The 22,768-nt window shown below is 40.1% G+C and carries 24 protein-coding genes; 4 read left to right on the top strand and 20 right to left on the bottom strand.

Annotation, left to right across the window (positions count from 1 at the left end; all coding sequences use genetic code 11):
* Positions 1–33: 33 nt before the first annotated feature.
* From P5Y91_RS00630 to P5Y91_RS00720, 19 genes are all read right to left on the bottom strand, one after another.
* Complete coding sequence (locus P5Y91_RS00630) at positions 34–1,773, bottom strand: ATP-binding protein (protein WP_277838719.1); 1,740 nt, start codon at positions 1,771–1,773, stop codon at positions 34–36.
* Positions 1,770–2,861 carry a carbamoyl phosphate synthase small subunit gene (locus P5Y91_RS00635; RefSeq protein ID WP_277838720.1) on the bottom strand — a complete coding sequence of 364 codons (1,092 nt, stop codon included), beginning with the start codon at positions 2,859–2,861 and terminating at the stop codon, positions 1,770–1,772. The genes P5Y91_RS00630 and P5Y91_RS00635 overlap by 4 nt, the downstream gene beginning before the upstream one ends.
* A 124-nt stretch (positions 2,862–2,985) precedes the next feature.
* A complete protein-coding gene (locus P5Y91_RS00640; RefSeq protein WP_003001617.1) occupies positions 2,986–3,909 on the bottom strand; it encodes an aspartate carbamoyltransferase catalytic subunit in 924 nt (307 codons plus the stop codon).
* 46 nt (positions 3,910–3,955) lie between these two features.
* Positions 3,956–4,474: a bifunctional pyr operon transcriptional regulator/uracil phosphoribosyltransferase PyrR gene (pyrR, locus tag P5Y91_RS00645; protein ID WP_003001719.1), complete on the bottom strand. Its 519-nt coding sequence runs from the start codon at positions 4,472–4,474 to the stop codon at positions 3,956–3,958.
* Between the two features lie 259 nt (positions 4,475–4,733).
* On the bottom strand, positions 4,734–5,372 hold the full coding sequence (locus tag P5Y91_RS00650) for a Pr6Pr family membrane protein (RefSeq protein WP_277838721.1): 639 nt from the start codon (positions 5,370–5,372) through the stop codon (positions 4,734–4,736).
* 224 nt (positions 5,373–5,596) lie between these two features.
* Positions 5,597–5,932 carry a zinc ribbon domain-containing protein YjdM gene (locus P5Y91_RS00655; RefSeq protein ID WP_003016288.1) on the bottom strand — a complete coding sequence of 112 codons (336 nt, stop codon included), beginning with the start codon at positions 5,930–5,932 and terminating at the stop codon, positions 5,597–5,599.
* 128 nt (positions 5,933–6,060) lie between these two features.
* Positions 6,061–6,813, bottom strand: coding sequence for an HAD family hydrolase (locus P5Y91_RS00660; RefSeq protein ID WP_277838722.1), 753 nt, complete (start codon positions 6,811–6,813; stop codon positions 6,061–6,063).
* Positions 6,788–7,192, bottom strand: coding sequence for a PaaI family thioesterase (locus P5Y91_RS00665; protein WP_003016342.1), 405 nt, complete (start codon positions 7,190–7,192; stop codon positions 6,788–6,790). Before P5Y91_RS00665 ends, P5Y91_RS00660 begins: the two co-directional genes overlap by 26 nt.
* Positions 7,193–7,276: 84 nt before the next feature.
* Positions 7,277–8,374 (bottom strand): hypothetical protein, encoded by a 1,098-nt coding sequence (locus P5Y91_RS00670; RefSeq protein WP_277838723.1) that lies wholly within the window; start codon positions 8,372–8,374, stop codon positions 7,277–7,279.
* 3 nt (positions 8,375–8,377) lie between these two features.
* Positions 8,378–9,082: an ATP-binding cassette domain-containing protein gene (locus P5Y91_RS00675; RefSeq protein WP_277838724.1), complete on the bottom strand. Its 705-nt coding sequence runs from the start codon at positions 9,080–9,082 to the stop codon at positions 8,378–8,380.
* Between the two features lie 291 nt (positions 9,083–9,373).
* On the bottom strand, positions 9,374–9,844 hold the full coding sequence (locus tag P5Y91_RS00680; protein ID WP_277838725.1) for an 8-oxo-dGTP diphosphatase: 471 nt from the start codon (positions 9,842–9,844) through the stop codon (positions 9,374–9,376).
* A gap of 26 nt (positions 9,845–9,870) precedes the next feature.
* Complete coding sequence (locus tag P5Y91_RS00685) at positions 9,871–10,302, bottom strand: hypothetical protein (RefSeq protein ID WP_277838726.1); 432 nt, start codon at positions 10,300–10,302, stop codon at positions 9,871–9,873.
* 42 nt (positions 10,303–10,344) lie between these two features.
* A complete protein-coding gene (locus P5Y91_RS00690; protein ID WP_150906204.1) occupies positions 10,345–10,698 on the bottom strand; it encodes a diacylglyceryl transferase in 354 nt (117 codons plus the stop codon).
* Positions 10,699–10,801: 103 nt separating this feature from the next.
* Positions 10,802–11,425, bottom strand: coding sequence for an NAD(P)H-dependent oxidoreductase (locus P5Y91_RS00695; protein ID WP_118397705.1), 624 nt, complete (start codon positions 11,423–11,425; stop codon positions 10,802–10,804).
* A 93-nt stretch (positions 11,426–11,518) separates the two neighbouring features.
* Positions 11,519–12,016 carry a GNAT family N-acetyltransferase gene (locus P5Y91_RS00700; protein ID WP_023918260.1) on the bottom strand — a complete coding sequence of 166 codons (498 nt, stop codon included), beginning with the start codon at positions 12,014–12,016 and terminating at the stop codon, positions 11,519–11,521.
* A 14-nt stretch (positions 12,017–12,030) separates the two neighbouring features.
* Positions 12,031–14,019 (bottom strand): excinuclease ABC subunit UvrB, encoded by a 1,989-nt coding sequence (gene uvrB, locus P5Y91_RS00705; protein ID WP_195623197.1) that lies wholly within the window; start codon positions 14,017–14,019, stop codon positions 12,031–12,033.
* A gap of 262 nt (positions 14,020–14,281) precedes the next feature.
* A complete protein-coding gene (locus P5Y91_RS00710) occupies positions 14,282–14,971 on the bottom strand; it encodes a hypothetical protein (RefSeq protein WP_023918263.1) in 690 nt (229 codons plus the stop codon).
* Positions 14,952–15,764 (bottom strand): hypothetical protein, encoded by an 813-nt coding sequence (locus P5Y91_RS00715; RefSeq protein ID WP_023918265.1) that lies wholly within the window; start codon positions 15,762–15,764, stop codon positions 14,952–14,954. Before P5Y91_RS00715 ends, P5Y91_RS00710 begins: the two co-directional genes overlap by 20 nt.
* Before the next feature lies 1 nt (position 15,765).
* Positions 15,766–16,476: an ABC transporter ATP-binding protein gene (locus P5Y91_RS00720; protein WP_023918267.1), complete on the bottom strand. Its 711-nt coding sequence runs from the start codon at positions 16,474–16,476 to the stop codon at positions 15,766–15,768.
* A gap of 158 nt (positions 16,477–16,634) precedes the next feature.
* On the opposite strand from P5Y91_RS00720, the gene P5Y91_RS00725 reads away from it, so the two are divergent.
* Together P5Y91_RS00725 and P5Y91_RS00730 are read left to right on the top strand one after the other, a co-directional pair.
* Positions 16,635–17,306: a response regulator transcription factor gene (locus tag P5Y91_RS00725; protein WP_031575109.1), complete on the top strand. Its 672-nt coding sequence runs from the start codon at positions 16,635–16,637 to the stop codon at positions 17,304–17,306.
* Positions 17,291–18,367, top strand: a complete 1,077-nt coding sequence (locus P5Y91_RS00730) for a sensor histidine kinase (RefSeq protein WP_277838727.1) — start codon at positions 17,291–17,293, stop codon at positions 18,365–18,367. Before P5Y91_RS00725 ends, P5Y91_RS00730 begins: the two co-directional genes overlap by 16 nt.
* 102 nt (positions 18,368–18,469) lie before the next feature.
* Here the strand turns inward: P5Y91_RS00730 and P5Y91_RS10360 are convergent, their stop codons facing one another.
* The gene (locus P5Y91_RS10360) at positions 18,470–19,408 is read right to left on the bottom strand and encodes a CPBP family intramembrane glutamic endopeptidase (RefSeq protein WP_347272182.1); all 939 of its coding nucleotides are present in this window, start codon (positions 19,406–19,408) and stop codon (positions 18,470–18,472) included.
* 262 nt (positions 19,409–19,670) lie between these two features.
* On the opposite strand from P5Y91_RS10360, the gene P5Y91_RS00740 reads away from it, so the two are divergent.
* Both P5Y91_RS00740 and P5Y91_RS00745 read left to right on the top strand, forming a co-directional pair.
* Positions 19,671–21,854, top strand: a complete 2,184-nt coding sequence (locus tag P5Y91_RS00740; RefSeq protein ID WP_277838728.1) for an amino acid ABC transporter substrate-binding protein/permease — start codon at positions 19,671–19,673, stop codon at positions 21,852–21,854.
* The gene (locus P5Y91_RS00745; RefSeq protein ID WP_003007564.1) at positions 21,854–22,594 is read left to right on the top strand and encodes an amino acid ABC transporter ATP-binding protein; all 741 of its coding nucleotides are present in this window, start codon (positions 21,854–21,856) and stop codon (positions 22,592–22,594) included. The genes P5Y91_RS00740 and P5Y91_RS00745 overlap by 1 nt, the downstream gene beginning before the upstream one ends.
* Positions 22,595–22,768: the final 174 nt, after the last annotated feature.

A 22,768-nucleotide genomic window follows, 5' to 3' on the forward strand; every position in this document is an offset into this window, starting at 1 on the left:
CAAAAAAGGATTCGGATTGATTGTCCGGATCCTTTATTGTCTATTAGAAAGCTTGACAATATCTTTGACCTGATCAATTTTCTGAATCAGGTGAAGGCTTGTCTCATTGATCGGAAGATAGTAGACTTTATCTGCCAAAGATTCTGTAAAAGGACGATTCGTGAGTAAGATCACCTGTTGTCCTTTTTCTATCAGCTCTTTCGTCTGCTTTCGCACCTTTTGGTAAAAATGCTCATCACGGATTTCTAGATCATCCACCAAGACACAAGCAGCATCCAAACTCAATGATTCATTGGTTCCGTTTTGGGTCAGATAATAGGCTGCTCCCGCTTTGACCTCATATAAGCCAGCTGATGGCTCAACCGGAAGAAAGGCTGGACTTGTCTCAGCCTCTATTCCTTTATCTAACTCCACTAGATTGGCCAAGACCTGCAAATAAACAGGTGCTAATTTACTCAAATCCAAGAGTTCCTCAAACTCAAAACCACGTTTCAAAGCTTCTAAGATATAGAAGAGCCGGTGTGGCATATGACGAGCAATTTTCTGGATTAATTCATCATCGCTCATTTCCTCAGGAAGGATGGTCAGCAAGTTCTTATCTTTAATGGTTTCTAGGGCTTGTTGATAAGCTTCATCGATTCTCTTCCCAAATCCATAAACTGCCCCATAAGAGTGAATTTGGGTATTGAGACGGGCATTTTTAGCAGCATCAGAAAAAATCGGGATCTTAAAGAAGATATAGTCCAAACTCGGTTCGTAAACAGCCTTTAGATCTTTTAATAGGGGATGAGGCAAATGCTCGAGAGACCGCCCTAATTGCAACTGTACTCCTTGCTCAAACAAGGAATAGCCCAAGCCCATAGAGGCCATTGAGATACTGTCTGAAGCAAATGGATTAACTTCTAGGATATAAAAAGCATAGCTCGTCGGATCCAAAGCAAACTTGATCGAAATGGCTCCTGTCAGCTTCAAATAGCGACTGATGTGGATCGCTGCTTCACGAAGATTTTGAAACTCCCGGTCTGTCAGGGTGACAGCTGGCATAAATTGATAAGAGTCACTAGAGTGGATCCCGACAGGATCAATACTTTCAATAGAGGCCGCCAGGTAGTGATTGTCTTCGCGATCGCGCATGACGACAAAATCCAATTCCTTAAAGCCATAGGTCGAAAACTCTAGCAAACACTGCTGACTTGGAGAGACTGAAAGTCCCGTTTCCACTGCTTCGCACAGATCATCCAGGTTATGAGCAATCTTTCGCCCCTGCCCTTGCTTACTCGCTACCGGCCAGATCATAATGGGAAATTGAATGCCTTCAGAAAACTCGATGGCTTCTCGAACTGAACCAACCAGTGCGGAAGCGGGTACCTGATAGCCCAGCTCTTGAAAGAGGCGTCGTTGATCCGCCTGCTGATAAAAGGTCCGGTAGCGTTGGAGGCTCGGTCCAATAATCCTAATCGATGCGTCTTTGAAAAATCCAGTTTCTTCCAAACGAAACAAGAGATTCAAAATCTGTTTATCCGCAAAGGCTAAGAGCAAGCGAGATCCAGTATAGGAAAGAAGAGTCGTCTTAAGAGCATCCAGCTTGAGCTTACAGACTACAACCTGATCTGCAGCTTCTTGTGTAAAAGCATTTTCTTCGCCCAGGTATAGGACAAGAGCATTCCCATCCTTGGCATTCAGTTTTTGTGTTTCCTGTACCGCAGCCAAGAGGCTAATATCCTGATAAGAATCTCCACATAGGAGAAGCAATTTCTGGTTTTGTTTCATCATTCCTTCTCCCTTCTACTTTCGTGAATTTTGGCATCAATCAACTCTAAAAATTCATCATAAAAATAGAGATTTTCCCTTGGGCCTGGACTAGCATCCACTTGGAATTGAACCCCAAAAATCGGTTGGTAACGATGGCGAAAAGCTTCAATACTATGGTCATTGACGTTTTCATGCGTGACCAATAAATCATGGGGTAGGCTATCGCGTGCGATACTATACAAGTGATTTTGACTAGTCATCTCAATTTTTCCTGTCGCAATTTCACGAACAGGAATATTTAATCCGAAGTGTCCAACTTCCATGGGAGCTAGCTCCGCTCCATAAGCTTGAGCTAGTACCTGTGCTCCCAAGCCCATGCCCCAGATCGGAATTTGACCATTGATTTTTTGGATCAAGCGACAGAGTTTTTTCACCTGATGGGGATCTCCAGGCCCACTGGATAAAATAACGCCATCGGGCTGCTGTTCCATCAGTTCATCATAAGAGATGTCATAGGGATAGACCGTGACATTACAGTCCCTTTGACTCAGCTGGCGTAAGACAGAGTGTTTGACCCCTAGATCGATCAAGGCAATACTCTTACCAAAACCCGGTACAGCATAGGCCGTTTTTGTCGAGACTTGACGCACTTGGTCTTTGGGAAGGACTGTCGCTCGCAACTGATCCAAAATATGCTCGATCGAATCCCCCTTGTTAATGACCGTTGCCTTCATCCGTCCATACTTGCGGACAATTTTTGCCACCTGTCTCGTATCAATCCCTACAATACCAGGGATTTTTTTTCGCTTCAAGAATTCATCCAAGGTCATCTGCTGCCGCCAATTGCTCGGCATCTCCACCAGATGCTGAACGACTACCGCCAAACATGTCGGCGTAATCGATTCAGAATCATCCCGATTGATCCCTGCTGCGCCAATAACTGGAAAGGTAAAGGAGAGGATCTGGCCACTAAAAGCCTGATCCGTGATCAATTCTTGATAGCCTGTCATGGCTGTCGTAAAGACCAATTCACCAGTCACATATAAGTCTGCACCAAAGGCTTCTCCTTCAAATACAGTCCCATCCTCTAGGACCAATAATCGTTTCATCGAACCCCTCCCTTCTTTTACACTAATCCAATTTTATCATAGTTCCTCAAAAAAAGGAAAGTCAGATTCCATGTAGCTCTCTACTCTGTCCTCTTTCTTTCCTTTCAATGAATTTTCAGTTATCTTATTTTGCACCGCGACCTTTAAGGACGGCTTCAATGATGGCCATACGAACAAAGACACCGTTGGTCATTTGTTCTACGATACGTGATTTAGGAGCTTCTACCAAGTGGTCCGCAATTTCAACGTCACGGTTGACTGGTGCTGGGTGCATCAGGATCGCTGTATCTTTCATACGGTCATAACGTTCTTGAGTCAAACCATGAAGACGGTGGTAGTTTTCTTTAGAGAAGAGTGATTCGTAATCATGACGTTCGTGTTGCACACGCAAGAACATCATCACATCTACTTCTTCAATGACTTCATCGATAGTGACGAAACTTCCATAGTCTTCAAATTCCGCACTTCTCCATTCGTCTGGACCTGCAAAGTAAAGGGTTGCTCCCAAACGTTTCAAGATTTGCATATTTGATTTTGCCACACGTGAATGATCCAAGTCCCCAGCGATACAAACTTTCAAGCCATCAAAGTGACCGAATTCTTGGTAAATGGTCATCAAATCAAGCAAGCTTTGGCTTGGGTGTTGACCTGAACCGTCCCCACCATTGACGATAGAGGCTGTGATCGTTGGGCTTTCAACCAATTCTTTGTAGTAGTCCACTTCAGGGTGACGGATGACACAGACATCTACTCCAAGAGCTGACATGGTCAAGATGGTATCGTAAAGTGTTTCCCCTTTGTTCACAGAACTTGTCTTCACATCAAAGTCAAGGAGATCACATCCCAATTTCAACTCTGCCACTTCAAAGGCTTTGTGGGTACGAGTTGAAGGTTCAAAGAAAAGGTTTGAGATGATGTGTTGGTCTTCGTAGGATGCTTTAGCTCCGTTTTTGAACTCAATCCCACGTTTGATCAATGCCATTACTTCTTCATTGGTAAGAGTTTCCATTGAGACAAGGTTTTTAAGAGCGATTTGATTTTCAGACATGTTGATTCTCCTTTTATAATGTGAATGCAAATAGTTTATAATTTGTTTAAGCTTCTTTGATGAGGACGCGGTCTTGACCGTCTAGCTCCACCATCTCGACAATGATTTCCTCTGACTTACTTGTCGGGATATTTTTCCCAACAAAGTCCGGACGAATCGGCAACTCCCGATGCCCACGGTCGACTAGAACCGCAAGACTTACTCGAGCAGGACGACCGTGACTGACCAGGTTGTCAATGGCAGCGCGTATCGTGCGACCTGTATAGAGGACATCATCGATCAAAATGACTTCTCTATGAGCGATATCAACTGGTAAGACCGTCGTATCTTCTGTCGCCTTCATGTCATCTCGGAAAGGCTTGGTATCTAGTTCTGCTACAGGGACATCGATTTGTTCCAGCTGAGAGAGGCGTTCTTGGATCCGGCGAGCGATGTAAACACCACGCGTCTTGATCCCCACCAGCACAATCTGGCTTAAATCTTTGTTTCGTTCAATGATTTCGTAGGTGATTCGGGTAATGGCCCGTTTCATCGTCAAATCATCAACGACTTCTTTGGTTTTCATTCAGTCCTCCTTAGTTGTAAAAGAAAAACCTCCTTTTTCAAGGAGGTTCAGCAAATGGATGGTCTAAGAGGATAGAGTCTCGCCCTATGGTCCTAGCCATTGTTTTTCACAGTCTCCTTGCCTGCCTCACGGGACAGGATTAAAGGATTTATTTAATTGAGATAACTATATCACAGTTTCAAATGACATGCAAGAAAAAACTCAACTTTTTTCAAAAAAATTTAAAAACATGACTTTTCGTCTGAATAATGTTCGGCTTTTACTCAGAAACATCCGATTTCCGCTTGATATTTTTGATCCCATAGAGCACATAGCCAGCTAAGAGGTAGGCGATAAAAATGATCACCACCCATTTGCCCACAAAGGCCCAGCCGTATTTAGTAACATTGATAAAGAAATAGGCAAAGGGACTATCTTTTGCACCTGGAATCAGCCACTTCAAGACTAACCCATTGAGAAGGGCAAAGAGCATGTAAGCCAGGGGAATCGAGGTCCAAAGGAAGGGATCGAACTTACGATATTGCTTGGCTTTATCAATCACTAGGGTATCAAAGAAGAACATCAAAGGAACGATGTAATGACAAAGGAAGTTTTCCAAACGATAAAACTTCTCTGGCGTCGCAAGAGGCGCCAACATAAAGTGGTAGATGACACAGGTGATCATAATGGACATGGTAACTGCGCCTTTCATACGAAGGTAGCCCTGAGTCTGGGTCGAACGACCTCGAACCATGCGCCAAACCATGTCTCCCATAAAGAACATGACCAACATGTTGGATAAAATGGTGTAATAGAGCATCATGCCAAAACCACCATGCTTGGTCAGTTGTAGATAAACGCCAAGTACACTCAAAATAAGCAATAGAAAACGATAGCTAAATAATAGTTTGGATTTCATAGTATTCTCCTGAAAGAAAATGGGCTAGGCCCTTTAGTTTAATCAGGAACTTTCCTTAAGTGAGGACGGACGTCAGCGAACTTCTACGAAGTTCCATGACTTAGTTTTGAACCTAAAGTTTCAAAACTCCCGAGTACTTGAAACAATACTGTTTCAAGTACTTTTCTCACAGCGGAAAGTTCCATTATAAACTTAAACAACTCTATTAATTTGTGTACTGTTCTTTAAATCTTCTTCACAAATTCTGATTTGAGTTTCATTGCACCAAAGCCATCAATCTTACAATCGATGTTGTGGTCTCCTTCCACGATACGGATGTTTTTCACGCGCGTTCCTTGTTTCAAATCTTTCGGTGCACCCTTCACTTTCAAATCTTTGATCAAGGTCACCGTATCGCCATCAGCCAATTTGTTTCCGTTGGCATCAATCGCTACGACACCCTCTTCTTCTTCGACCTCAGCTGGGTTCCATTCATAGGCACACTCTGGGCACACCAAGAGCGCTCCATCTTCATAGACATATTCAGAGTTACATTTTGGACAGTTTGGTAAGTTATTCATTTTTATCTCCTTATTCAAATTAACTTTCATAGTATACCATGAAAGCGAAAATTTGACAAATCCTGCTCGACTGTAGCATTTTCATGAAAAAAAGAGGCGACTTGGCCTCCCTACATCGATGATATTTCTCAATCTTCCTGCAATTCTTGAATATCTCGAATCACCCGCACACCTGCTTGATTCTTCTCGCGCAGTTCAGCATCAGAGTACGGGAAGGTATTGATCAAGATACTCTCCATCCCGATACTTTGGGCAACAGCGACATCTGTTGTAAAGTCATTCCCCACCATGACCGTTTTCTCAGGGTTCAACTGGTGTTCTTTCATCACTTCCAAGAGAAAATCTGGCTGAGGTTTTCGAATACCTGCATCAGACGACAAGTAAATGGCATGGAAAAGTTCTCTCAAGCCAACCAAATCAATCTCCGGATTGGTAAAAACTGCTTGGGCATTGGATAAGAGAAAGATTCGGCAACCTGCGGCTTTCATATCCTCTAATACTTCTTTCGTGTGAGGATAAAGCTCCAACCGTTTGCGAGAAAGGACACGGAAAGTCCGCGCAATCAAACGTCCCCACTCTTTGAGGTGGGAAACACTATTCCCGCTTGGATGACCTTCTAAATACAATTGCACAAAAATGACCGTCAGATCAATCTCTGGGTAGGCAACTTGTTTTTCCTTAGCCAAGTCTTCTTCGGCTTGTTGCACCAACTCTTTATAACGCAGTCGCAAGACTTCTCCTGTATAGCTTGCCCCGTAGGATTGGTAGATCTGAGCCATGGTATCCCATAAAATGGGACTCGACTCATCGGTTTCGATGTCGACCAAGGTTCCATAAAAATCAAAAATATAGTTTTTAAATGCGTACTTGTGCGGATTCATCTCTCACTCCCGTAACAAACATCGTAAAGGTTGCCTTGCAGACATTGGCCCCGTCTTGATTGGTAATATCGACATCCACTACTCGAGTCGTCCGTCCACTGTGGACACATTCGCCATGGATCGTGAGGACATCCCCCAGACGCCCTGCTTTCAAGTAATTGATCGAGGATTGCAAGGTCACCCCATCGACCCCTTGAGAAACCACGACCAACCCACTAACTTGGTCACACAGGGTAAAGAGATAGCCTCCGTGCGCATTTCCATAATAATTGAGAGATGATTCCACGACCTTGGTTGTCACCACTACATGACCATCTCTCATCTTTTCGATTTCGTAATTTTCAAATGCAGCAATTGCATCAAAGTGAAAATCTTTCATATTACTTGCCACCTTTTCTAGCATCTTTTCAACTCCTCTATCATACTACAATTAAGAAGCAGATACAAGCAAAGGGGCAATTCCTTAGAAGCAGAAAAGGAGACTCCAACTAAGTAAGAAGACGATACTAGGCACAATGTATTTTCTTGGGTGCTTCCAACATTCCCTCTTTAAATTCCATTTTCTTAAAGGGAAATAGATTTCAATCAGTAAGTGCAAAAAAGCTTCCACTACTGCTAGAATCATGACTCCTAGTAAAAATAGAATCCCCAAATTAGGCATGACCACCATTTTTAATAATAGAGCAACAAATAGATTCACAGCTAAGAAATAAGTCAGCAATACACGGTAATACATCAAGTAAAAGAACCGACTCTTAGGAAGTGACTTAACATGATCAATCAAATCTTTATCAGCGGAAATGAGAGTGGTTAATGGCGTATTGACAGAAGCAATCGTTAAAAGGATGATGATTTTTAATGGAGCCTCATAATCCTGTATCAGAATGAGAAGGAGGAAGATGAGAGTAAAGATAAAATTGATGGAAAAATAGCGCTCTTGAAACAAGGAAATCCAAAAATAATTTCCACTTCTTCTCTTTGAAACGAGCAGCTGATCATTTTTTGAAATCGCGATCAAGTCCTCATTTTTAAAAATAAAGACAGCAACGAGGGCTGAAAGTAAGATCATATAGGACACTTGTTGGACCCATAAAGAAGATACTGTGAGAACAGTCGTTACAAAAATGATACCCCCTCCTAGAAGACTTGGCCTGGTATTGAACTGGATAAAGACATAAAACACACTTAGTATCACCAGTAAAGAAAGAAGGACGAGCTTAAAGGATTGTAGCAGGTCTAACCTGACTCCTAAAAAGAGGATCAATAACAGCACGCGCTCTAGTAAATTGAGAAGAAAGGTTACCGTCAGAAAAGACCCTTTAAAACGATTGAGAGACAAAGGAAGCTGGTAGTATGCTTGGACCCTGTCCATCGAAAAATAGGAATACAGTAATTGAAAGGTTGATAGAGCAGTAACAATAGCCGTACTGATCAGCAAGACTTGAAAGCTTGTAGAAAATTTTGCCCCAACAAGATGGTAATAAAGAGCAAAGGCTAAGGAAGTTAAGAACAAGAAGAGCCGATTTTTGGATACCAAATCTCTAAAAATAGCTAGTAGCATGCTCTACCCCCTCTGACGATTGACGTCACGAAACCAATCTTCTAAATTCGATTCTATCGCGTCTAGGTGACCATCTTCAATAGAATAAGCTGTATCACACACCCGAACGATACTCTCTGCGATATGCGAACTCATCAGAATAGAGCCTTCTTCTTTATACTGCAATAGCAAACCATATAGAAATTCTGTCGCATCAAAATCAAGGCCATCAAATGGTTCGTCCAAAATAAGGAGAGGAGTTTTGAGATAAAAAGCTGTGATCAAGAAGACTTTCTTCTTATTTCCCGTTGACAAACTACCAATGTCGATGTTGAGAAATTCTTCAAAATGAAAGCCTGAGATCAGGTCCTGCAATAACGTTTCATCTCTCTTTCGATGATACAAACGACAGACAAAATTAAAATAGTGAACAAAATCCCAGTTTAAAAAACTATTGTTTTCAGTAAAAACTGTATAGGTACGGCTCTTATAGAAATTCGTATGAAAAGAGGTTGCCTTGTCTTCTATGGTAACAGTCTCAACTGCATACTGCCGATGATCAAAAACACTACTTAAAGCTTTTAGCAAGGTTGTCTTCCCAGCTCCATTTCGACCAATCAACCCTACTACAGAATGATTGGGTACAAGCAAATTCGTGTCTTTTATAACGGGCTTGTCTTTTTTATACCAAACATTTAGCCCCTTGATGTTTAAACACTCACTCTTCATCGACGTACTCCTTTATATAGGTAATAAGCCCCAACCAAAAGCAACAGCAAAGCGTATAACCATTCCTTTTTAAAGGCAAAGACTAAGGCACCGATCAAGAAGCAAATTCCTATCAGGATTCTAAATTGTAATTTCATATCTTGCCTTCTTTCTATTCACAGTATGAAAGATTACAATTGTATTTTATGCTTATACTATAGTACTTTTTCTGAGCAGATTCAAGCACGAATAGAATATTCTTTCTTCTTTTACCTTACAAGCAAAAAAAGCTAGATCCCTCTAGCCCTTTGCTTAAAATCTTAATTTTTCCCAGCCGTCATCTGTCCATTTGCGATAATAGTACTCGGACAAATCTGGGTCTTCCATCACTTCCAGCAAAGGAAGCATGTCGTAGGATAAATCCAACTTTTCTAATTGGTCTTTCTCAACCCAAGAAACTTCTCCTTCTTCAGATGATCTGAGTTGGCCTGAGAATCTTGTTGCCTTGTAGCAAAAGACAATATAGCGGCCTCCATCGTCTAATGGCCAATCTTTGACTGCGACGAGTTTTGGATCTGCAATTGTCAGTCCTGTCTCTTCGTAAACTTCACGAATGACGGATTCTGCAAGACTTTCACCTTCCTCGATATGACCTCCAGGAAAGGCATAGCCAGACCATTTCTTGTAACGCTCTGGCGAGCGGTATTGGAGGACTACTTTTCCATCCTTAGGATCTTCTACCAAACAAAGATTAGTAAGTACAGTAGATGTTGCGCGTGACATAAATTTCCTTTCTATGATATTAACAATTAATCAATATAAACCTTCTTTTGTATCTCTTTCTTCATCACAAAGGGATTTACCAGCTCATGGTATTCATCAAAAATATCCAAAAGAAAGCCTCTCTCAAAGACAATGGTCTTCTCTTTTAACGAATATTCCGAGTGAATTGTTACCGGACCATGGCCATCAAAGGTAAAGAACAACTCAATGAAAAATACCAGAATCACCATAGCAAAGAGACTCAAAAGAACACTAACAAGGTTCTTCCAATTTGGAGTATGTTTTCGATAGAAACGATACCAAATGTGACTAATAGCCGTCACAGCTCCTAGATACAGCCAGGGATTCCAAAGAAGTGGCGTAAATGCGTAGCCAAACAATCTTAATAGGAAGTTGACAAAAACAAAAAGTAGCAAAATCAGATACATGATCATAAACAGGTTCAGATACTTTCTCATGTTTGATCTCCCCTTCGTAATAATTGGTTTAAACTGGATCTCCTAAAGAAACATCAACAGAATATGATAACCCAATCGAATCCAATGATCAATTTGAGGCGCATCTGGATCATTTTTTTTACTATCTAAAAATAGACTTAGCGATAATAAAAGTAAGCTAAGAGCTATAACTATTCTAAGAACGAGTCTCATACCGCCAAGAGCAAAAGAAACTATAGAACCAATTAGTGGTAAAGGGGAAAATATAAATGCCACTAAGCCGAAATAGATCTTAACCAATGATAAAACCAATAAACTATAAACGACAATCTTCGTAATAAGAGAGACCCTTTTATCTTCTTTTTTCAGTTGTGAAATGGAATAGATGACATAGATCATATACATAAATAGAAACATATTTATTTCCCCTATTTCTAATAGATTTTATTCCTATTTTATCCAACATCCGTTAAGAATACAACCGCTTGCCTGGACATGTCCAACAAAGACGAGGACAGGATCAGAGTTTTTTCACTTCTTCTGCTACCTTTTGAAGATGCTTCTCTCGCATGCTAGCGGTGTTCACATCCCGACCGACTTCTCCCAAGATACAGACGCGCTTGGTTTTGATCCCACAGTGGTTCAAGACGGCATTCTTTAAGACAGAAATACCATAACTATCTGGAATGTTGAGAGGGCCTGAAAAGATCTTATACCACCAAGTAGGCGCCATGGAGGTCGCATAAATACTGGCTGTTTTCCCTTTAAGTAACTTCTTGAATTGCTTGCCTCTCAGGTAATTCCATATAAAACTCCCCTGATCATTAGCAGAGTAGGCAATCCCCGGTGTAAAGACCCGATCGATCCAGCCCTTCATGAGGCTCGGCATACTACTCCACCAGATAGGATAGACAAAGATCAGGTGATCCGCCCATTGTATCCATTCTTGAGAACGAAGGATAAAGGAATCTTCCTCCATCCGCTTTCGATAACCATAGCGAAGGACAGGATCAAAGTCCTCTTCATTGAGACTGATCACTTGGAGCTCGTGGCGATTTGATTCAATCGTTTCGACAATGGTTTGAAAAATAGCCTGACAGTAACTTTCCTTATCCGGGTGTCCATTGATGACCAGAATTTTCATTCGTCTTCTCCTTCATTTCTTTGGTTCATTCTATCTCTTTTATTTTTTTACTTGATTAATTGATAATGGTTCAAAGATTGATAGATAGGTCCTTTAGGAATTTTTATTCGAAGAACACTTCATCCGCAATTCCTTAACAGGTTTTCCAAGTTCAAGTATTTTTTCTTGGCCATCAAAAGTAAAACCCATTTTTTGATAGAAAGCAATGGCTCGCTTATTATCTTTCAATACCCATAAATAAATTTCAGAGAAATGATCGAGAACAGCAAATGCAGCATGCAATAACTGTTCACTCACACCTTTTCCATAGTAATCTTTTAAAACATATAAGGCGATGATTTCACCAGCTTGAATGGCCTCATCACGAAAATTTCCATAGCTGATAAATCCAACGACCTTCTTTCCATCCATCGCAATCAAGGTATTTTCTGGATACTTTTGACTAAAGAAACGACATCTATCTAATGTCATCGTCTCCTGAAATTCCGCGGGTAAAAGATCGTCATAAGCCTCTCTCCACGTTTGCCAATGAACGAGAGATTTTCCTTCTATCTCTTCAGGAGTTTCCATTGTTTTAATGATAATCTTCATTCGCTTTATCCTATCTAATCCAAAGCCTTGACTTCCAACATCATATCTCGGATTTGGGCTGCTAGTTCAAAGTCAAGCACTTCGACGGCTTCTTGCATTTGACCTTGCAGTTTCTTGACCAGTTCCTTGCGCTCTTGGCGGTTGAGACTGGTGATATCCACTTCCTTGTCCTCTTCCTTGGCCACAGCCTTGGTAACAGAAATGAGGTCACGGATTTCCTTCTTGATGGTTTGTGGTACAATGCCATGCTCTTCATTATAAGCCATCTGGATTTTCCGACGACGGGCTGTTTCATCGATGGCTTTTTGCATAGACTGGGTCATGGTGTCCGCATACATGATCACGTGACCTTCACTATTACGAGCAGCACGACCGATGGTCTGAATCAATCCACGCTCATTACGAAGAAAGCCTTCCTTATCAGCATCAAGGATAGCAACTAGGCTAACTTCTGGTACGTCAATTCCTTCACGAAGGAGGTTGATTCCGACTAAGACATCAAAGACACCCAGACGCAAATCACGAATAATCTCGGTCCGCTCCAAGGTCTTAATGTCCGAGTGCATGTATTTGACCTTGACCCCCATTTCTTTGAAGTAGTCGGTCAAGTCTTCTGCCATCTTCTTGGTCAGGGTGGTGACAAAAGTCCGCTCTCCCCGTTCAACACGCGCATTGATCTCACCCAAGAGATCGTCCATTTGACCCATGGTCGGACGCACTTCCACCTCAGGATCGAGTAGACCTGTCGGACGAATGATCTGCTCGATGACAGTATCGGTTTGTTCCATCTCATAGTCACCTGGTGTCGCTGACACATAGACAATCTGGTGGACATGGCTTTCAAACTCTTCCCGACGCAGTGGCCGGTTATCCAGAGCAGACGGCAAACGGAAGCCATAGTTGACCAGCATCTCCTTGCGCGAGCGGTCTCCATTATACATGCCCTTGATCTGTCCCATGGTCATGTGACTTTCATCGATCATGATGAGGAAATCTTCTGGGAAGAAGTCAAGAAGGGTGTAAGGAGGCTCTCCTTCACTCCGGCCATCCATATGACGGGAGTAGTTTTCGACGCCATTGGTGTAGCCCATCTCCCGCAGCATTTCAATATCGTACTCTGTCCGTTGTTTCAAGCGTTGAGCTTCTAGGAGTTTTCCTTCTTTTTCAAAGACCTTCAACTGCTCTTCTAGTTCCGCTTGAATCTTGGCAATGGCTACTTCCATATGGTCATCATTGGTCACGAAGTGAGTGGCTGGGAAAATAGCCAAGTGGTCCACTTCACCAAGGACTTGACCCGTCAAAGCTTCAACCTCACGGATGCGGTCAATTTCGTCCCCGAAAAACTCCACCCGGAAGGCATGTTCATCACGCGAAGCTGGGAAAATCTCGACCACATCCCCACGAACACGGAATTTCCCCCGTTGAAAGTCGATGTCATTGCGCTCAAACTGGATATCCACTAGGTCATTAAGCAGTTTATCACGAGAAATCTCCAGACCTGGGCGCAGGCTGACCACGCTGTCCGAGTATTCTTTGGGAGAACCCAAACCATAGATACAAGAGACAGAAGCGACAACGATCACATCGTTACGCTCTAACAATGCTGATGTTGCTGAGTGACGAAGCTTGTCAATCTCATCATTGACCGAACTATCTTTTTCGATATAGGTATCGCTAGAGGGCACATAAGCTTCTGGCTGGTAGTAATCGTAGTAAGATACGAAGTACTCAACCGCATTCTCAGGGAAAAATTCCTTGAACTCTCCATAGAGCTGGCCTGCTAGGGTTTTATTGTGGGCAATGACCAAGGTCGGCTTATTGACCTGAGCGATGACCTGGCTCATGGTGTAGGTCTTCCCCGTACCAGTCGCCCCCATCAGGATCTGAGCCTTTTCTCCTCCCTCGATGTTATCCACCAGTTGCTCAATAGCCTGCGGTTGATCCCCAGACGGTTGGTATTTGGATACTAGTTTAAATTTGTTATCTGTTACTCGATTAATCATCTCTTTGTCCTCACATATATAGACCTTATTTTACCATAAATCACTAGAATTCTCTGAGATGAGGAATGAAAGGGAAAACAACATATTACAAAATAATTAATTGGACACAAATTAGAGCGAAAACTAAACAAGACTCTCGCAATTACTTCGAAAGTCTTGTCTTTTATTCTAAAACAATGCAATACGTAATAAACATCAGTGTCCATGATATACAAAATTAGCAAGGTTTGCTCATCAGTATTGTTTTTACGTGATCAATTTACTACTTAACTTCTTGATTCCTTACCAAGAGGTAGAGAGTTGCTCCAAATGAGCATACAAGTCCAATAACGTAAGTACAGAGTTGCAAATTGGAAGCACTACCTAAAATGGTATCCGCAACAATATTATAAAATAGATAACTAGTCAATGGTTCCACTACTCTTTCTATGAATGGTTGTACCAAAATAGGAAATAGCAGCAAAATAGCTAAACTCCCCATTGGACTTTTGAAAAAATAACTTAAGAAGTAAGAAATTAAAAAATATTGGATGGAGCCAATCAAATAGAAACTGAAAAGTTCTAAACTGACACCATTTTCGCTACTAAAAAAATGAAACCATACAAGCAGTACAATGAAATATAAGGTTGATTGGATTAGTACATCACATAACTCTACGAACAGGATCCTAATTGAACTTAAGATCCTTTTTCCGCTTACCAAATAAACCAGTTTTGTTTCGTGAGCTTGTAACTCAACAAATGCATTAACACACCCAATACTAACAGAGAGCATTGATGCAAAAACAAGAGCTTGCTTTATAGATAATTGTACAACAGTATCATTGATTGAAACTGGTAAAACACCTAAGAGACACACAAAACCTATAAAAAGTGACTGTATAGCTATCTGGTACTTTACGGGTTTTAAACTATATTTTTTGACAATAAGACTAAAAAATATTCTTGCCATTCTTCCTCCTCATTCGAATCATTTCTACAAGCATTATGAATACCAAGAACAAGATCCCTTCAACTACTAAAAGTGTAAATCCATACAATTGGCTCGTTTGAGTCCCTTCAATTCGGCCAAAAGCAAATGACTTTGCTCCAATCAAAGGCAAGAGATTTTCTATTTTAGAGGAAATTCCTCTTAAAATACCTGATAAAGTGATTACCAATAACAAAACGTCTGCAATTAATGAAGTCATTGATTTTTTCGTTACTATTACTAAGAGTAAAGCTAATAGAGTAAGAACGATTGCAAATATCATAACTCTTACCGTAACATCTAAGAACAAAGTCAATTCTAAATAATTCTTTAAAGTTGAATCCAGAAAAACGAGTAAAACAACAGCATTTACTATAGAAAATACTAAAGTAGAAAGTATCGATAAGACAACCGAACTTGCAATAAAACCAGTAAGACGAACTTTCCAGTTAGGAATCAATAACTGAGTAAAACTATCATCACCAAATTGGTAATGGGTTGAATAAACAAGTGAAACCAAGATTGGTAAGAAAATAACACTTGCTTGGTAGGGGGAAGATAAAAGAGCATCCCTGACTGTATAGACTGGATTCGATGATAGCATAGATGGATCAAGGTTAACAGCCTGTCCATTTCCTTCTACTAAAGCATTTATCACCTGGATATTTTGAATTGAAAAAAATATGCTGACTCCCAAAATAAGAAAAAAAGTGAATTTAAAAGTAGGTAAACTACAATATTTATAGAGGTCACTAAAAAAGGAACGCTTCAACATATTATTCACCTTCTTTCCCTTCGAGTGCCTTAAAATATGCCTCCTCAAAAGATCCAAACTGTTTCAAAATGTCTTTGGTAGGAGCATCAATAACAATCTTCCCATTAGAAATCCCAACCAAATGATCTACAGTTAATTCTAACTCACTCATATAATGACTTGTCATTAATACAGTCTTACCTTCATTGACAAAAGACTGCAAAAAATTGCGTACCCAGCGTATTCCTTCTGGATCTAGTCCATTGATTGGTTCATCTAAAATTAAGATGTCAGGATTTGCTAATAAGGCTGTTGCTAAACCAAGACGTTGCTTCATTCCTAATGAATAGTCTTTTACTTTTTTATTTTTAGCTTCACTTAACCCCACCAACTCTAAACATTCGTTGCACCTATTTTTGTCAACGCCACAAGCCAAGCCAATCCACCGAAGATGCTGAAATCCTGTTCTAGTTGGATAAGGTTGACAACTATCTAGGAATGATCCAACAATACAAAAAGGATTATCTCCCAATTGAGAGTATTTTTTTCCATCGATCAACGCCATTCCCATTTGACTATTTTCTAAACCAAGTAAAATTCTAATTAAAGTTGATTTTCCAGATCCATTCGGTCCAATCAATCCGGTAATCTCACCTTTTTTGGCTTTGAAAGACACGTTTTGAAGGACAATTTTATTATTATATTCCTTATGTAGCTTTTGAATTGTTATCATTCATTCTTTTTCCTTTCTGACTTTTAGTGAAATTCCACCTTCACTTGGAGCAAGTATAACAGGAGAAAATCAGGAAATTCTCAGAATAATTATTTTTTTCATTTTCAACAAATTGCATTCTAGATTTGCTATAATATGCTCATATAATTGGAGGAACTATGAAGTATAAAATTTTAGCCATTGACGATGATGAAAAAATCTTACGATTAATAGCGAATACATTAAAAGCGAACAACTTTCACGTGGAAACTCGTAAAAATATAGAGGAGATTAATATCTGTGACTTTACTGGATTCGATCTAATTTTACTTGACGTCATGATGCCTATTTCTGGTTTAGAAATCTGTCGTTCCATTCGTTCACAAATTACTACTCCAATTCTATTTCTAACAGCTAAAGATTTTGAAGAAGATTTACTAAAAGGAATACAAGCCGGAGCCGATGATTACATCACAAAACCATTCAGCATAAAGGAATTGATTGCAAGAATTCAAATGCATCTTCGGAGGGAAGAAAGATCTCACAACGCCTCTAAAGAAGAGATGGATTCAAATATAACTTTTTATCGAGATAGTCAAGAAGTTTATTATCAATCAAAGAGAATTTCATTAACCAAGCGAGAGTTTGATTTACTTTATCTTTTAGCAAAAAATGAAAACCGAATATTTAGCATAGAAGAACTTTACAATTATCTTTATCCTGTAGACTCTGATGCACAACTACGATCCATTACTGAATACATCTATCAAATCAGACAAAAATTTAAGATTCATCAAATTGATCCCATCAAAACAGTATGGGGAGGAGGATACAAATGGAAAAAGAATTGACAATCAAGCAACTCATTAAGCGTACCTACCTTAAAATCATTTGGCAATTTCTTCTATGTCTGATACTTTTTTACATAGTTCCAGCTCTTCTATCTTCTGTATCTGGAATCAATGAGAAAAATGCTAATCGCTTTGCTTTATTTTTTAGCGTCAGTTCTTGGATTTATCTTTGCATCATTTTAATTTTTATCATTGTAATAAATATTAGACAATTATTAACCAAGATTCAAAAAGAAATGAACATGGTTTATCATAGTGGACTATATTTCACCAAAAATGAACATCACCATTTGCAGATTAAAGAATTCATTGAAACAAATGATCTGATCGAAAAAATGCAATCTGATATAAAAAATAGAATTCAAAATGAAAAAGATCAAAAAAAAGAACTCATGTTTCAAGTATCTAGTGCTGCACATGATCTTCGTAGCCCTCTAACTGTTATCAGAGGAAATGCTGAATTCTTACAATCCACCGAGCAAACACCTCAAACAATGGAATGTCTTATAGACCTTGAGCAAGCAAGTATTCAGTTAAACGATTATTTTAACCACTTTATCCAATACTCCAAAACCTTTTACGACCATGATATTCAACTTGAAAAAATATCAATTAAACAAGTAGCTCACCAATTGAAGGAACATATCACTCCTTTACTCCCCAAAAATACACAATTTGTTTTTTCAAACATAGTAACTCCATCAACACAAATTGCCATTCATTCCAATCTATTTTTTCGAGCAATCACAAATATTATTAATAATGCAATACAACATCAAAAAGAAAATGATGCAAAGATCCAGCTAACAATGTCACAAGAAAATAATCGATTAGTTCTAACCATATGGAACAATCAATCTACTTTTTCAAAAAGTGTTTTACAACATGCTGGAAATCTTTTCTATAAAGAGGACCAAGCAAGAACACCCTCTCAAGAAAGTCACTTTGGACTTGGTTTATCTTTCGTGAAACGTGTCATGAAACTTCATAATGGAACTATGCATTTAGAAAATATTGATAATGGTGCACAAGTGAAACTAATCATTCCCATTATTATATAGAAAAAGCCGAACTCATCATTATGTGTTCGACTCAAAACGCAGACAAACGTCATTTTTGGTGTTTGTCTTTTTCATATATGACTTTCAGACATTACACAGAGGTTAGTCAGCAAACTTTTCTTTCCTTTCCCCTAAGCGATAAACAATCACTAGGGATACAAGAAGAACCAAAGTGGTGATGATTGATCCTTCTGCTCCAAATGCCCCTCCGGTCAACCAATCAGGTCCATCTCCCATGGTAAAACTAAAGATAGACGCATCTGCGCCTGTACCACTGACTTGAAAACCAAGGAGATTTCCTTGTACATAGTTCCAAGTTCCGTGTTGGGCGACCACTAGCCAGATACTATCCGTATAGATAAAAAGCAGACCAGCCAGCACTCCATCGAGGATGATATTCAGAACGGATAAGAAGGTCACTCCTGCATTTCCCATATGCAGAATGCCAAAGAGACTACTAGAAATCACGATCGCTAAAGGCAGATTAGTTCTTGCAGCAATCCGAGTCAGGAGCCAGCCTCGTGTGGCTACTTCTTCCGTCCCCCCTTGCAGAAGCCAAAATGGAAATAATCCTAGGATAAAAAGCAAGGGCTCTATACTCAGCTCATTTAACACAAAATACCCTATGCCACTTACTTGGTAGACAAGCGCGATCACTCCCATTTGAACAAGTGAAATCATGATCCCCCAGACTAGATACTTGAGCCAATTTCTTTTTACAAAGCCTAAGCTTGATAAAGCATTCTTCTCTATGACCTTCACCCAAAAAATAAAGAGAAATAGTATGATTACAAAACTGAAAAGCTCATAATAGAGAAGATAATGGTAGAAAAATTCTTGAATACTTGCTGTCTCATTTCCTGGCGAAAAGAACTCCACTAGAAAACCTATAACTAAGGAAAATGGCCCCACAAGTTCACTACCAATCCAAAGGCCTCCTTCTATAAAGAGAGATGCTAATAATACATAAAATAGTGTAGAAATAAGAACTGGCCATGAGGTGTTAGTTTTTATATCCTGAATCATCTTTCCTTTCTTCATGATCAACCTCCATTTATCTGATAGTTCCATTGTAGCAAAGAAAATCTAGAGCTGCAATATCGTTTCGTGTTAGAAAACCTAACATGAAAACCGGGTTTTTCTTGCAAAGCAACGTCTTTTCTGATATAATAGCTCTTGTAGAAAAACATAAGACCATTCATACTCGTTTTGGTATGAATGATTTGTTTTTTTTAGGCCATCCTTTGGTCAATGTGCTCATGGGTCAAATCCCCTAAGAGAAAAGAATTTAAAGGAGACAGAAATGAAGAAAAAATTACTAGCATGTTTGCTTTTCTTATTTCCAATCGTTGCATTCGCTGGTCATGCTCATGCTGAAACGATCAAGGTCGTTTTCGATACAGCGTATGCACCATTTGAATTTAAGGATTCAGATCAAACCTATAAAGGAATCGACGTAGAGATCTTAGACAAGGTCGCTGAAATCAACGGCTGGGATTTGGACAAATCCTTCCCTGGATTTGATGCAGCAGTCAATGCAGTTCAAGCTGGTCAAGCGGATGCCATCATGGCCGGAATGACCAAAACAACAGAACGTGAAAAAGTCTTCACCATGTCTGATACTTACTATGATACAAAAGTTGTCATCGCGACTACGAAAGCTGACAAAATCACGAAGTACAGCCAATTAAAAGGGAAGACAGTCGGTGTTAAAAACGGAACTGCAGCCCAACGCTTCCTCGATAAAAACAAGGACAAGTACGGCTACAAGATCAAGACTTTTGATACTGGTGATCTCATGTATAACAGTTTATCAGCTGGTGCGGTCGATGCGGTGATGGACGACCAACCTGTTATTCAATACGCCATCCAAAAGGGTCAGGACCTAGCTATCAATATGGACGGGGAAGCAGTCGGTGGCTTTGCCTTTGGTGTTAAAAAAGGTGGAAATCATGAAAAGTTAATCACTGAATTTAACAAGGCTCTCGCTCAAATGAAAGCTGATGGAACACTTGATGAGATCATCAAAAAATGGACAGGTGAAAGCCAATCATCAAGTAACAGTGCCGTTCCAGAAACCACTACTCCTGCCGGTCAAAAAGCAACCCCTAAAAAATCAAAATATAGCATTTCAAGTGATTCTTCCTTTGCACCATTTGTCTTCCAAAATGGAAAAAACAAATACACAGGAATCGATATGGATTTGATCAAGGCTATTGCCAAAGACCAAGGATTTACCATCGAGATTGACAATCCTGGATTTGATGCTGCGGTAAGTGATGTCCAATCTGGTCATGCGCAAGGAATGATCGCAGGGATGACAGTAACAGATGCTCGGAAATCAACCTTCGATTTTTCTGAACCATACTACACGGCTAACTCTATTCTTGCAGTCCAAGAAGATAGCAAGATTGATTCGTATGATGATCTAAAAGGAAAGACAGTCGGTGTTAAAAATGGTACTTCCTCACAAAACTTCCTTGAAGAAAACCAAAAGAAATATGGTTACAAGATCAAAACTTTCTCTGACGGAGCTTCTATGTATGATAGTTTGAATTCTGGTTCTGTTGCAGCGATCATGGATGACGAACCTGTTATCAAATACGCTATTAAACAAGGACGTAAATTCAAAACACCTATCGAAGGAACTCCAAGTGGTCAACTAGCATTTGCCGTTAAAAAGGGTGAAAATCCTGAATTGATCGAAATGTTCAATAACGGTCTTGCAAACTTGAAGAAAAGTGGTCAATACCAAAAGATTCTCGATAAATACCTTAAAGCAGATAGCAAGTCAAGTACTTCAAGTACAACAGCAGATGAAACAACGATCTGGGGCTTGCTCCAAAACAACTACAAACAATTGTTAAGTGGTTTGGGTGTCACTCTTGCCCTTGCCCTTCTCTCTTTCGCCATTGCTATGGTGATCGGTGTTATCTTTGGGATGTTTAGTGTTAGCCCTTATAAATGGCTCCGCTGGACAGCAGAAATCTTCGTCGATGTCATTCGTGGAATCCCACTCATGATCCTCGCTGCCTTCATCTTCTGGGGAATTCCAAACTTGATTGAATCGGTCACAGGTCATCAATCCCCAATCAACGACTTTGTTGCAGGTACCATCGCCCTCTCCCTCAATGCTGCTGCCTATATTGCAGAAATTGTTCGTGGGGGGATCCAAGCTGTACCGATTGGACAGATGGAAGCCAGCCGAAGCCTTGGGATCTCTTATGGCAAGACCATGCGCAAGATCATCTTGCCACAAGCAACCAAACTCATGCTTCCAAACTTTGTTAACCAATTCGTCATTGCCCTGAAAGATACGACTATCGTTTCTGCGATCGGATTGGTAGAACTCTTCCAAACTGGTAAGATCATCATCGCTCGAAACTACCAAAGTTTCAAGATGTATGCGATCCTTGCCGTCTTCTACCTCGTGATTATCACCTTGCTAACACGATTTGCAAAAAAATTAGAAAAGAAGGTTAACTAATGGCTAAATTAAAAATTGATGTCCATGACCTCCACAAATACTATGGTGAAAATGAGGTCCTAAAAGGAATTTCAACAAAATTCTATGAAGGAGATGTGGTTTGTATTATCGGACCATCCGGTTCAGGTAAATCGACCTTCCTTCGTAGTCTCAATCTCCTCGAAGAAGTTACAAAAGGTCAAATTACAGTTAATGGATATGATCTAACCGATCCAAAAACTAATGTTGATCTAGTCCGTGAAAATATCGGGATGGTTTTCCAACACTTCAACCTCTTCCCTCACATGAGCGTCCTTGAAAATATTATGTTTGCGCCAGTAGAGCACAAACTGATGACCCGTGAAGAAGCTCAAAAAGTCGGGATGGAATTGTTGGAAAAAGTTGGACTCGCAGATAAAGCCGATGCCAATCCGAACAGCCTTTCCGGTGGTCAAAAACAACGTGTGGCTATCGCACGTGGACTTGCCATGAATCCAGATATTATGCTCTTTGACGAACCTACTTCTGCCCTTGACCCTGAGATGGTTGGAGATGTATTGAACGTTATGAAAGAGTTGGCAGAGCAAGGCATGACCATGATCATCGTTACCCATGAGATGGGATTTGCCCGCCAAGTAGCCAACCGCGTCATCTTCACCGCAGACGGTGAATTCCTCGAAGACGGCAAACCAGACCAAATCTTCGACAACCCACAACACCCACGTTTGAAAGAATTCTTGGATAAGGTTCTAAACGTTTAAAAAATAGTGCTTTTTAGACCCAAAAAAGCATTTTCAAATCTGAAAATGCTTAGATTGTGGACTAACTATTTTAAAATAAAATAAGTAAAGCGATTCTAAAAAGGAACAACAATGATTTTCAATTTTAAAAATGAACCAAGAAAATACTGAAACTTTCCGCTGTGAGAAAAGTGC

Origin of the sequence: Streptococcus taoyuanensis, from assembly GCF_029589235.1 — a bacterium.
Classification (GTDB): domain Bacteria; phylum Bacillota; class Bacilli; order Lactobacillales; family Streptococcaceae; genus Streptococcus; species Streptococcus taoyuanensis.